This window comes from Bacillus sp. REN10, from assembly GCF_016820555.1.
In the GTDB taxonomy this organism is placed as follows: Bacteria; Bacillota; Bacilli; order Bacillales; family Domibacillaceae; genus Bacillus_CE.
On record NZ_JADHDW010000001.1, the window covers coordinates 399,539 to 411,988 of the forward strand.

Annotated in this window: 14 protein-coding genes; 11 read left to right on the forward strand and 3 right to left on the reverse strand. The window is 39.0% G+C overall.

Going from position 1 to position 12,450, the window contains the following annotated elements:
* Nucleotides 1-4: 4 nt before the first annotated feature.
* Nucleotides 5-367: a hypothetical protein gene (locus IRB43_RS01990; protein ID WP_203361747.1), complete on the reverse strand. Its 363-nt coding sequence runs from the start codon at nt 365-367 to the stop codon at nt 5-7.
* A 137-nt stretch (nt 368-504) separates the two neighbouring features.
* Between IRB43_RS01990 and IRB43_RS01995 the strand changes: the two genes are divergently transcribed.
* The 10 genes from IRB43_RS01995 to IRB43_RS02040 all read left to right on the forward strand — a co-directional run bounded on the left by IRB43_RS01995 (nt 505) and on the right by IRB43_RS02040 (nt 10,957).
* On the forward strand, nt 505-1,203 hold the full coding sequence (locus tag IRB43_RS01995; protein WP_203361748.1) for a DUF4912 domain-containing protein: 699 nt from the start codon (nt 505-507) through the stop codon (nt 1,201-1,203).
* Entirely contained in the window at nt 1,196-3,508 is a 2,313-nt protein-coding gene (locus IRB43_RS02000; protein ID WP_203361749.1) for a glycosyltransferase, read from the forward strand. The genes IRB43_RS01995 and IRB43_RS02000 overlap by 8 nt, the downstream gene beginning before the upstream one ends.
* Complete coding sequence (locus tag IRB43_RS02005; protein ID WP_203361750.1) at nt 3,505-4,362, forward strand: nucleotidyltransferase family protein; 858 nt, start codon at nt 3,505-3,507, stop codon at nt 4,360-4,362. Before IRB43_RS02000 ends, IRB43_RS02005 begins: the two co-directional genes overlap by 4 nt.
* Before the next feature lie 96 nt (nt 4,363-4,458).
* The gene (gene rpmG, locus IRB43_RS02010) at nt 4,459-4,608 is read left to right on the forward strand and encodes a 50S ribosomal protein L33 (protein ID WP_203361751.1); all 150 of its coding nucleotides are present in this window, start codon (nt 4,459-4,461) and stop codon (nt 4,606-4,608) included.
* A gap of 93 nt (nt 4,609-4,701) precedes the next feature.
* Nucleotides 4,702-5,271, forward strand: coding sequence for a 5-formyltetrahydrofolate cyclo-ligase (locus tag IRB43_RS02015; protein WP_203361752.1), 570 nt, complete (start codon nt 4,702-4,704; stop codon nt 5,269-5,271).
* Between the two features lie 182 nt (nt 5,272-5,453).
* Nucleotides 5,454-6,623 (forward strand): rhomboid family intramembrane serine protease, encoded by a 1,170-nt coding sequence (locus IRB43_RS02020; RefSeq protein ID WP_203361753.1) that lies wholly within the window; start codon nt 5,454-5,456, stop codon nt 6,621-6,623.
* 36 nt (nt 6,624-6,659) lie between these two features.
* Nucleotides 6,660-6,869: a YqgQ family protein gene (locus tag IRB43_RS02025; protein ID WP_203361754.1), complete on the forward strand. Its 210-nt coding sequence runs from the start codon at nt 6,660-6,662 to the stop codon at nt 6,867-6,869.
* Nucleotides 6,870-6,874: 5 nt separating this feature from the next.
* A complete protein-coding gene (locus tag IRB43_RS02030; RefSeq protein WP_203361755.1) occupies nt 6,875-7,837 on the forward strand; it encodes an ROK family glucokinase in 963 nt (320 codons plus the stop codon).
* 248 nt (nt 7,838-8,085) lie between these two features.
* Entirely contained in the window at nt 8,086-9,960 is a 1,875-nt protein-coding gene (locus IRB43_RS02035; RefSeq protein ID WP_203361756.1) for an LTA synthase family protein, read from the forward strand.
* Between the two features lie 112 nt (nt 9,961-10,072).
* Complete coding sequence (locus IRB43_RS02040) at nt 10,073-10,957, forward strand: M14 family metallopeptidase (RefSeq protein ID WP_203361757.1); 885 nt, start codon at nt 10,073-10,075, stop codon at nt 10,955-10,957.
* A gap of 110 nt (nt 10,958-11,067) precedes the next feature.
* Here the strand turns inward: IRB43_RS02040 and IRB43_RS02045 are convergent, their stop codons facing one another.
* Nucleotides 11,068-11,244 carry a DUF2759 domain-containing protein gene (locus IRB43_RS02045; RefSeq protein ID WP_203361758.1) on the reverse strand — a complete coding sequence of 59 codons (177 nt, stop codon included), beginning with the start codon at nt 11,242-11,244 and terminating at the stop codon, nt 11,068-11,070.
* Nucleotides 11,245-11,429: 185 nt separating this feature from the next.
* Here IRB43_RS02045 and IRB43_RS02050 point away from each other — a divergent pair, with 185 nt between their 5' ends.
* Nucleotides 11,430-12,062 (forward strand): MBL fold metallo-hydrolase, encoded by a 633-nt coding sequence (locus IRB43_RS02050; protein ID WP_203361759.1) that lies wholly within the window; start codon nt 11,430-11,432, stop codon nt 12,060-12,062.
* Between the two features lie 108 nt (nt 12,063-12,170).
* Here the strand turns inward: IRB43_RS02050 and IRB43_RS02055 are convergent, their stop codons facing one another.
* On the reverse strand, nt 12,171-12,413 hold the full coding sequence (locus IRB43_RS02055) for a DUF2626 domain-containing protein (RefSeq protein ID WP_203361760.1): 243 nt from the start codon (nt 12,411-12,413) through the stop codon (nt 12,171-12,173).
* Nucleotides 12,414-12,450: the final 37 nt, after the last annotated feature.

Genomic DNA, 12,450 nt, shown 5'->3' on the forward strand with positions numbered 1-12,450 from the left:
GACTTTACTCCTTTTGATCCATATATGTTTTCAATATTTGTTTCACTTGCTTAGTAGAAAGGGAAGACTGTTTAGCGATGGCGTCTATATGGGTTCCTTGGTAGTATAAGGAAATGACTTGATTCTTGATGATGGCGCTCACGTTTGGTTCGGTAGCTATTTCTTTATTTAATTCGAAAGAGTCATCTAAAAACAGTTCTTCTTCTAATATTTTAATTTTTTGTTTGAGCTGATAACTTTCTTGCAAGTGCTGCATAGATAGATCGTCGACTTCTTTAGATAACTGTTTATAGCGGTCTTTTTGAAAAAGCGAAAGAAGAAAGAAAATGACCGCAGCAGCGGCAAGACCAATCACTAGTCCGTACATGTTATATCGTCACCTCGATGTTTGATTACTCAAGTTATTTATATCATATTTAGTCTGTTTCTACTAGCTTCGTTAGGGAAAAATAGTCATATTGCGACAATATGTGTACATTGTGGATTATGTGGGACAATGTTACGATGAAAAGAAGAACGAAAAAGATGCTGAATAGGGTGAGAATGTTGCGAGCGGAAATTATTAAGTTGAAAAAAGAAGGAAAAACGCTACAAAGCATTGCTGAAATATTAGGTCTTTCCATTGGGAAGGTTCGTTACCAGTGGGGGGAAATCCAAAAGGATGCTGATGGGTTAGAGAAAGCGACAAACCCTTTTGTCTTTTCTTCTAAAGACGAAAAAATGGGAGGCTTTATAGCGGGATTTCTAACACTTACGCTTACTTCACCGAACCGAGTTGTTTGCCAATGGGAACTGGAAGAGTGGTTTCTTCAAGCGATTCAGCATATGTTTCAGACTCCTATAAATCAAACGGCCTATGACTTAAGGTTGTACGATGTATCAGACATTATATTTAATGGAAGCAATGCTCATCATATGCATAGTTTTAAAGTGCCCACAAACAGTCATTATTGGTTTGTGAAAGGTTTGCGAAGAAATCGTTCTTATATATGTGAAATTGGATTTTTGACAGAGCAACAAAGTTTTTTCCCTCTTCTTCGATCCAATCCTATTCATACCCCTTATGAACAGGCGGAGCAGCAACTCATGATGTATTCAACGATCGAACAATATCAAAAGGATGAAGTAGATAGACCTCTTTGGGTAGAACATATAAGCACGTATTCTTATTATGAACATTCATTGGAGGAAGACCATGAGTGAAAAAGTTTCTTCTATTATTTTGCACCCATCTGTTCCTTTTCGTCCGTTCCTTTTATTCAACCACCAAGAAAGATCATCTTATCTTCAACATATACTTGAAGAATATTTAGGATTAATAGATTTATTGAAAAAGCTGCCTGTTCATGGCTGCATCGGCGTTATTTTTAATCCATTAATGCTTAACTGGTTTCAGTCATCTACTTTTAAAGAAGCTGTTGAGCATTATTTTTCTAGTGCAGACGGTGAAAAGCACCCATTGTTATTGGAACATTGGGCGGAGTGGCACGGTGAATTGATCGAAGCATTTCATTATTATATGAAATGTGGCCGTTTAGCAGCTATCTCTTCAGTGATCAGTGATTTTCCTTTAACTATTTTACACACGCCAGAAGCAATGGACGATCAATTAAATCGAACAATTCAAATTTGGCAAGCTTGTTTTCAGTGCGCGCCGAAAGGTCTATGGTTGCCTCAATGTGCATATACTTCAGGAATAGATGTGTTTTTAAAAAAATATGGAATCACATACATATTTCTTGAAGATCAGGCTCTTCCACCGATGGAAGGCAAGAAGAAATATACGTACAAAACGGCTTACGGAGTGAAGATTCAACCAATTTGTGCTGTTGACGATGAGCATCCATGGGAAATCGGTGATATACCTGTCTATGTACCATTGCCGCGAGCTTCTCTTTCGTTCTTTCAGCAACTGGTAAAAAATACGAAACATGTGTGTACAGAATCGAGAAGAGACGAAGAAAAGCTTATTCACGTGCCGTTTTGCTATTTACATTTTCGTAAGCGTCCTTTGTTGGATGATCATGCGCTCGAATGCTCCATGCTCGCTTCTGAAATGGAACGAAAGATTGCTAGAGTTAAGGAACGTTTGCCTGATGAGGAGAGCTTTTTGTTACAAGCGCTTATCCAAGAATGGATGTATTATTTATATGCTATTGCTCATCGTGCTTCTGAGGAAGAGCGAATGAATTATTATCATGCATTTCACTATATATATGAAGGAATTCGTCAAGATCTTTGTGACTATGACTTTATTCAACAGCGCTATGAACGGCTGTTGCTGGAAATGAGTGCGCCAACGCAAGAGAAAAAAGCGGAAAGTCATCATTTAACGGACGAGAAAAGAGGAGTCCTTTTGTTTACTTGGGAGTATCCGCCTAGAATTGTTGGGGGCTTATCCCGACATGTACATGATTTAGCGATTTCGCTTGTGAAGGAAGGCCTCGAGATTTATGTGATTACGGCAGCGGCACCGGGTGCGCCTTCTTATGAGTGTGACGAAGGTGTTCATGTATTCCGAACGGGCCCTCTCCATTGTTGTGAACCTGATTTTTTAAAATGGTTAAAAGATTTAAATGCGTGTATGCTTAAAAAGGCTGTTGAGTTGATAGGGGAGAGAAGAATCCAATTGCTTCATGCCCATGATTGGCTTGTTAGTTATGTTGCCCTTTCTTGTAAAGATTATTTTCATCTTCCTTTAATTACCACCATCCATGCCACAGAATTTGGTCGCACTCAAGGGGACTTTACCGATTTGCAATTAGAAATTAGTTATATAGAAAAAAGTCTCATTAATCAATCCGATTATTTAATCGTTTGTAGTCAGCCGATGAAAGAAGAAGTGCAAACGTATTATTTAGAGAAGCAAAAACCAATCTTCATTATCCCTAATGGAGTATTTATTGATGAGCAAAGCGGTGCGGCGGTCCAGAAAAGGCAGACCCCTTATGTCTTTTCCATTGGACGAATGGTGAAAGAAAAAGGATTTCATGTGTTAATTGAAGCGGCGGAGAAGATTGTAGCGAAACAAAATATTCAATTTGTCATTGCGGGTAAAGGGCCTTTGCTAAACTATTTTCGCAAAGAAGTGGAAAAACGGAATTTAGCTCCATTTGTTCACTTCATTGGGTTTGTAACAGAGGAAGAGAGATGTCGTCTATTTACAGAATGTGAAATAGCCGTTTTCCCAAGTCTTTATGAACCTTTTGGTATTGTTGCTTTAGAAGCTATGGCTGCGCAAAAGCCGGTGATAGCGTCCCATATAGGAGGATTAACCTCTTTCGTTTTGCATGAAGAAACGGGATTATTGTGTATTCCCGGAGATGAGCGGAGTCTTCAGTTGCAATTAGAACGGCTTTTACAAGATCGGAAGTTATATGACCGTATAAGTAGGAGTGGCTATGAATTAGCGAAAAATATTTATAATTGGCAGAAGATTAGTGTACAGACGAAGCAAGTGTATGACCAGGCCATAGTAAATTTAAAGATGGAAGGTGTGCGCTCATGAAAGGAGTTATTTTAGCAGGAGGTAGAGGGGAAAGACTTAGACCGTTAACGGACTGGTCACCAAAGCCGATGGTGCCTCTTCTAAACAAACCGCTGTTAGAATACAACTTAGAACTTTTCAGAAAGCAGGGAATTACGGATGTGACCCTCACCGTCTGTTACAAAAAGGAAAGCATTAAACATCATGTTGGAGATGGTTCCCTCTTTGGTGTCAATGTGACGTATATTGAGGAAAACGATCCGCTTGGGACGGCAGGGAGCCTCTTTCAACACGCGAACCGTTTTCAAGAAACATTTGTTGTATTGAGTGGGGATGCGTTGACGAATGTTTCATTGGAAGAAGCGATTCGATTTCATAAATCTAAGGGGGCGCTCTTGACGTTAGTAGCTGTGGAAGTGGAGCATCCAGAAGACTTTGGAATCTGTTTAGTGAATGAGGAAGGGCGATTACTATCTTTTCTCGAAAAGCCAACGAAAGAACAAATCTTTAGTAAGGTTGTTAATACAGGCATTTATATTATGGAGCCAGAAGTGTTTCAGCGATATTCATTTAAAGGAAAAGTGGATTTCGCTAAAGATCTGTTCCCTGTTATTTTAAAAGATTCTGAGAACATTTTTGTGTATCGTTCAGATGCTTATTGGCAAGATATTGGGAACCCTTATCAGTATTGGTTAGCAGAAAAAAGATTGAAACATGGCATTGCAGGTATAGACTGTACGCGAAAACCGCCTATTGTTCAAATTAGCGACTATTCAACACAACTTTTAAAGCGTTTTCATTTGCGTGATGCCCTTTCCGCTAGTTGGACTGAACGAAATACCCATCCGTGGGTCATGAAAACAACAGAACAATAAAAAAACAGACTAGCATTTGCGAAAAAAAAGTGATATTATAGAAAAGTCGTAAAGAAGATACAAATGATGTATTGAAAAGTTTGGAGGGAAAAAAAGATGCGCGTAAATATCACTTTAGCTTGCACTGAGTGCGGTGATCGTAACTATATTTCTAAGAAAAACAAACGTAACAACCCTGATCGTCTTGAACTTAAAAAATATTGTTCAAGAGAAAAGCGTGTTACTACTCATCGTGAAACAAAGTAAGCAGCGGGATCCTTTTCCTGCTGTTTTTTTTCTTTATATGAATGTTTTCTTCAATGATGCTGTTGTTTCACGTAAAAAGTAAGGGGGATGAATATGAATAAGCAGCTGTTGCGGCAGCAGATGAAAGAAAGCTTAGCAAAAATGACTACATTAGAGTATGAACAATACTCGTTTCAAATTGCTCAACAATTATTTTCCTTACCGTTATGGCAAAGAGCGGAGACGATAGCAGTCACTGTTTCTCGTGTGCCGGAAGTGGATACATGGTCGTTGATCACCAGAGGATGGGAAGAGGGGAAAAAGGTAGTGGTGCCGAAATGCAATCCAGCAGATCGGAGTATGGACTATTATCAGCTCACTTCTTTCTGTGAGCTTGAGACGGTGTATTCAGGCTTATATGAACCGGATCCTTTGAGAACAGCTTACGTTGAGCCGAAAGAAATAGATGTATTACTTGTGCCGGGGTTGGCGTTCGATCAGAGAGGATATCGCCTAGGGTTTGGGGGCGGTTATTTCGATCGATTTCTCGAACATTTTCAAGGGCCTACACTAGCGCTCCTATTTTCGCAGCAACTGTTAGCAGAAGTGCCGAGAGAAGCATACGACTTACCTGTCCAACAGCTGATTACAGAAAGGCAGTTATATAACTGTTCTTCTGAATAAAGCTTTGTCCAATCAATAGACTGACTTCAACTGTCTGGCACAATGTCAGTAGACACGAGGGGAAAGTTGTTATGGCCGTTTCCGCATAACCTTAAAATAAAAAGAGACCCTAGGCTTTACAGCTCCTTTTTTCATTCGTTATAGTAAGAGAAGAGTAAAATGAGAATAAAGGCAGTGATGAGATGGGCTCGAATGAAAATAATCTATTTTGGAAGCTTGCTTATTTTTTTGTAGTGGAGAAAGATTATCAAATCATGAGTATGGCTGATCATCGGCAGGAAATACTGCTTGAAAATATCACTAATAAATCCGCACAACTCATTCGATTAATACGTGCTGATGTTGGTTGGTCTAATCATCTTCGCAAAGATATTGAACGTGTGTCTGCGATAGGTGAAGGTATTCGCAAGCGATTAGGAAAGCGTTCTTTAAATGTGGTTAATATTTACATATCCTCTCATTCTCCGATTGATGATTATGAAAAATATGTGAAGGACCCGTTTTATTATCCGCAAGGGCAAAAAACAAAGGTGACATCCATTTTATTCAGTCAAGATCGTCATAGGGAAACAATAAATCAATTAAATCCGCTATTTCAAGAGGCGATTGTGTCTTCTTTTTTTGACAGTTGCTCGGATGAAGAAGCATATGCTTATCATCGAGCGGTTCTTGCTTATTCGGTAAAGAAAAAACAAGAAGATCAAAAGTTATTCAATTATGCCACTCCGTTCTTTTCTTTCTTATTTATTGGCATACAGGTCATTGTTTTTATGTTAATGGAATTAACGGGAGGAAGTACGAATTCATCTAACCTCATCCGTTTTGGAGCAAAATTTAATCCGCTTATTTTTGAAGGAGAATGGTGGCGGTTTTTTACTCCGATGTTTTTGCATATCGGCTTTTTGCATTTGTTGATGAATACGGCGGCTCTTTACTTGTTAGGAACAGCTGTAGAAAAGATTTTTGGCCGATTGCGCTTTTTATTCATTTATTTATTTGCCGGCTTTACAGGAACATTGGCTAGCTTTTTAATGAATGATTCGCTATCAGCCGGAGCCAGCGGAGCGATATTTGGTTGCTTTGGTGCTTTGCTATATTTTGGTACAGTGTATCCAAGACAGTTTTTTCGAACAATGGGAATGAATATTATCTTTATTATCATCATCAATCTTGTGTTTGGGTTTACAATGCCTGGCATCGATAATGCTGGTCATATTGGCGGATTAATTGGCGGTTTTTTAGCGGCTGGTGTCGCTCATTTGCCAACCAACAGCCAAGCAGGGAGACAGCTCGTTTTTCTAGCAGGAACGATGATGATAACAGCGGGTGCACTGTATGTAGGTTTTAACTAATAGATGTGTAAAATTTAGCTTAAAGGATAGGTGTCGATGAATACAATCTGGGATGTTCAACAGTTATTAAAAAGATTTGGCGTGTTTGTGTATATAGGAGATCGGGTTGCTGATTTAGAGTTAATGGAAGCGGAGTTAAAAGAATTAAATCAGTCCCAGCTAGTAGAACCAAAAGAGTTTCAGATGGCGTTACTATTGTTGCGACATGAGATTCGAAAAGAAAAAGAGAAACGAAAGAACGGGTGAATGATGTGAAGCCTTCATTAATCGCAGCTGTTGATCTTGGGGGTACGACAACAAAAATGGCTTTTATCAATACAGAGGGAGACATCATTGTTAGTTGGCAAATCCCCACGGATGTTTCGGATCAAGGGAAGAAAATTGTTGTGAACATTGCCCGGGAAATAGAGAAGAAGTTGGTAGAAATGGTGATGTCCAAAGAGGAGCTTCTCGGGGTAGGTGTAGGTGCACCAGGTCCTTTTTCGGAAAGCGGAGTGATGTATGAAGCGGTTAATTTAGGATGGGAGAAACATTACCCTTTAAAAGCTCTTTTAGAAAAAGAAATCGGTCTTCCTGTTATGGTAGAGAATGATGCCAACTGTGCAGCTCTTGGAGAAAGGTGGAAAGGTGCTGGGGGCGGAGCAAAAAACTTAATTTGCGTCACATTGGGAACGGGTGTTGGCGGTGGAGTGATTGTAAACGGTCAAGTTGTTCGCGGAGCGCGTGGAGCAGCCGGAGAAATTGGTCATATGACCGTAATGCCGGAAAATGGTTTTTTGTGTAATTGTGGAAAAAAAGGGTGTTTAGAAACGGTGGCTTCTGCTACGGGTATTGTTCAACTAGCTGTGCAACAACTACAAACAACTTCTACGCCTTCTGCTTTAAGAATGCAGGGGAAATTTAGTGCGAAAGATGTGTTTGTTGCGGCAAAGAATGGAGATGAATTAGCTGCTTTCGCTGTTGAACAATGCAGTTATTATCTCGGACTAGCATTATCCCATCTTGGCCATGCTTTAAATCCGGATGTCATTGTGATAGGAGGAGGAGTATCCAAAGCAGGAGAGCCCCTTTTGCAATCGGTCAGGAAAGCCTTTCATACCTTCGCCTTTTCTCCTGTTAAGCACTCAACGAAAATTAACTTAGCTGTTCTCGGCAATGAAGCGGGTGTGGTTGGTGCGGCTTCTTTAATTAAGCAATCCATGCCGCTCTTCTAATGAGACTAAAGATCTGTTTTTTCTGTAAATGGAATAAACAAAGGTGAACAAGCTCTATTTTCCTCTATGGAGTTTGCTCACCTTTTTAACGTTATTTTTAGTAACCTAACCTATTATTCTACAAAATCTCTGTTTTCTCTTGTTTGCTTTTTTGTAAAAAAAGTATTAAGATTATCTATGATGTTTTTACAATTGCTAAAAATAAGCAATTGTGTGAGCTGTGAGGGGTGTACTAAGGAGGGTATTTAATGAAAGGAACCTTACGCAACAATGTTACATTAATTGCTGTTGCTGTTTTGTTCTTGTGGTTGAAGACTTATATTACTTATAAAACAAGCTTCCATATGGATATTGAAAACACTTTACAAGAGATTATTTTATTTATTAATCCATTGAGTTTTATCATGCTTGTATTGGGAGTAAGTTTATTGTTTAAGAGTGATAAAGCAAGAAATCGTTATGTGATGATTACAAGCTTTTTCTTAACAATCTTACTTTATGCGAATGTAGTATTCTATCGCTTTTTTAATGACTTTATTACGTTGCCGCTGTTGTTCCAAACAAGTAACTTTGCTGATTTAGGAAACAGTGTCACAGAAGAGTTCAAATGGTACGATATTTTCTACTTTGTTGACTTAATTTTGTTAGCTGTCATTTTAAAAGTGAAACCAAAATTTATTGCATTCCGTTCCATGACTAAAATGAACCGGCGCGCTTATTTTTTAACAGCGGTCGCTATGCTGTTTTTAAACTTAGGTTTATCTGAAATTGAGCGTCCGCAACTTTTAACAAGAACATTTGATAGAGAAATGCTTGTTAAAAATATTGGTACATTTAATTACCATGTGTATGATGTGATTTTGCAGTCTAAGTCATCCGCGCAGCGTGCGCTCGCAGATGGCAGCGAACTAGCTGATATTGAAAACTATGCCGATGCTAATTACGCGAAACCGAATGATGACTTGTTTGGCGTCGCTAAAGGAAAGAACTTGATTGTTGTATCGGTGGAATCTACTCAAGACTTTGTCATTAATAATAAAGTCAATGGTCAAGAAATTACGCCATTTATGAATCAATTTGCGAAGGAAAGCTTGTATTTTAACAACTTTTATCACCAGACAGGACAAGGAAAAACATCGGATGCAGAGTTTCTTGTTGAAAACTCATTGTATCCATTAAGCCGCGGGGCCGTTTTCTTTACTCACTCTGGTAATAAGTTTCATTCAATGGCTGAAAAGTTAAATGAAAATGGCTACTACACGAATGCCATGCATGCCAATAATAAAAGCTTCTGGAACCGCGATATTATGTACAAATCTTTAGGATATCAGCGTTTTTATGAAGCGGGAGATTATGATGTGAATGACGAAAACAGCGTAAACTGGGGAATGAAGGATATCCCGTTCTTTGAGCAATCGGTTGAGCATATGAAAGAAATGAAGCAGCCTTTCTACTCAAAGATGATTACGTTAACGAATCACCATCCGTTTTATTATGATGAAGAAGATAAGTTCATTGATGAGTTTACTTCTAAAGATGGAACGGTGAACCGTTACTTTGTTACCGTCCGTTATACGGATGAAGCATTAAAGCGTTTTGTAGAGCAATTAAAGGCTTCAGGATTGTATGAAAACTCCGTGATCGTTCTTTACGGAGATCACTATGGCATTTCTGAAAACCATGACCAAGCGATGAGTGAATATTTAGGGAAAGAAGTGACACCATTTGTGTCCACTCAGTTGCAAAAAGTTCCATTTATGATCCATATCCCTGGAGTAAAAGGAAGAGTGGTTGAAAATGTAGGAGGTCAAGTAGATATTCGACCGACACTGCTTCATTTGCTTGGAATTAATACAAAAGATGACTTGCAACTTGGACAGGACTTGCTATCTGCTGATCATGAAAATTTAGCCGTCTTCCGTGATGGACGCTTTGCTACGAAAGACTATGTATATGCGGATAATAAATGTTGGGATAAAAACACTGAACAGCCAACAGAGAAAAAGTACTGTGAACCATTTATGGAGAAGGCATCTACAGAGTTAAGTTATTCGGATCGGATTATTTATGGCGATTTGCTTCGTTTTTATGATCCAAACTCTGCCAAAAAGCTTGCCCAATAATGTAAAGAAAAGCTTACCTATTATGGTGAGCTTTTCTTTTTTTGTTTAACAAAAGTGGACAGGTTAGCCTGCATATATATGAAGATAAGGGCTTTCTATAAGGAGGGGTTTCATGTCTTTTTTATGCTTTCGGCCTTATGATTTTCAGCAGCTATTAAAAGATATAAGTAAGTTAAATAATAACTATTCCTTTGTTCATGTGTATGAAATTGGGAAAAGTGTAGAGGGCCGTCCAATATGGGAAATAAAAATAGGAGAAGGGGAAAGGAAAGTTCATTTTAATGGGTCTTTTCATGCAAACGAATGGATTACTTCTTCTGCACTCATGTCTTTTGTTAAGGAGTATGCCGAGGCTGTTGATCAAGATGGAGAAATAGAGGGGGTGTCCTCTCAGTTTTTGTTTAGTGAAACAGCCTTGTCTATTGTTCCGATGGTCAATCCCGATGGAGTCGAACTAGTGATTAATGGACCCTCGAAAGCAAATGCTCAACAGGTAATGGCGATGAATCACGGTTTGACTGATTTTTCAGGATGGAAAGCGAATATTCGAGGAGTAGATTTAAATAATCAGTACCCTGTTGGCTGGGAGATTGAGAAGGAAAGAAAGCTTCCTAAGTCGCCCGCTGCCCGCGATTATCCAGGCGATCGGCCGCTAAGTGAGCCTGAAGCAATTGTCATGGCGGAACTTCAAATGAGAGAGCAATTTGATCGCGTCCTGGCTTTTCATACACAAGGAGCGGAATTTTATTGGGGGTATAATAATAAAGAGCCGGAAGAGTCTAAGCAGTTAGCTGAGCGATTTGAGCGAGTAAGCGGGTATGAGGCTGTTCACTTTATCGATAGTCATGCAGGATTTAAAGATTGGTTTATTCAAGAGTACGAACGTCCCGGGTTTACGATCGAACTTGGAAAGGGGTGCAACCCGCTGCCGCTGACACAATTAGCAGCCGTTTATGAAGCAACAAGAAGTATATGTATCGCGGCTTTATTGAAATAAATGAGAAAAGAGCTGTCTCTTAAAGCAGTAAGCCCTTTCTTTTTATGAGAAACAGCCAATGCTCTTTGTGGAGACAGCTCTTTGATGCTCTAGTTATCCGTAGTGGAATTTTAGTGTCCGCCAGGGTAACCAGAATGGATGAAGGTCATGATTGTAAACCATCCGAACACGCCAACAGTTCCAAGGCCAAAAATAATACCTAGAATATTTTTGTTTTTTAATGCGCCCAATGAACTGAATACGGCAAGAATTGCAACAAGACCGAAAATAATAATTAAGCCGTTCATTGTCAAACCCCTTTCTGATTTACTCGATATCCATAGAGTTTATAATAACTATGTAAAACAAGTACATACTCATCACTATTTTATATTTTTTTGGAAGGTTTGTCGAGGTGCAATGTAATATTCTTTCCATAGCCATGAAGGACTGGTACGATAAGAGTATTCCAGTAGAAAGGTGTGCGAAAAACATGAATTGGTCACAACTGCCATTAGGGACATTGAAGACAAATTGTTATGTGTTATCTAATAGTGAAAACGAATGTATTATTTTTGATCCAGGAGCAGAAGGGGATCGGCTAGTAGAATGGCTGAATGCCAATGAGCTATCGCCGTTAGCTGTATTATTAACCCATGCTCATTTTGATCATATCGGAGCTGTTGACGATGTTCGCGAGGCATTTAATATTCCTGTCTACCTTCATAGTGAAGAAAAAGATTGGTTAATGAATCCTGCTTTAAATGGGTCTGAATTTTTCCGCATGGGGATTGTAAGTGCCAACCCTGCTGATCATATTTTGACAAATGAAGAAGAACTGCAAATCGGGAATTTTCATTTTAAATTATTTCATACTCCAGGTCATTCGCCGGGAAGTATTTCTTATTATTATGAACAAGGTCAGGCGATTTTTTCCGGGGACGTTCTTTTTCGAGGAAGCATCGGGCGTACGGATTTGCCTCAGGGAAATCATGATCAGCTGATTGAAAGCATCCATCGTCATTTGTTATCTCTTCCTGAAGAAACCATTGTATTGCCTGGACATGGACCAGCAACTAGCATGATAGAAGAGATGGAGAGCAATCCTTTCCTGAATGGATTTTAACGGAGTAATAGAGTAGACATTGATGTTAAGGTTAAATGAGTGAAAAGTCAAACAATGTCTAACAGAAAAAACCAGCCTCTTGTAAAGTAGGCTGGTTTTTGTGAGCAATTAATGCCCAGCTCCTGGAGTTACCATAAACGTAGTCCAGTACGTAAATCCTGCAAAGAATACAGTCAAGTACGCTGCAAACACATAAATATACATTCTTTCAGTTAATTTTAAATAGCTCAATAGTAAGAAAAATCCTGTTTGACCTAAGAAGATTAGAGCAGTAATATTCATATGGCCAAGATAAAACATTACTGAAAAGATGCCTGTCCAAAAAGCTAAAACACGGAACATCCGATCCATTATGTATCCCCTCCTTTATACAACACTCCATCAATAT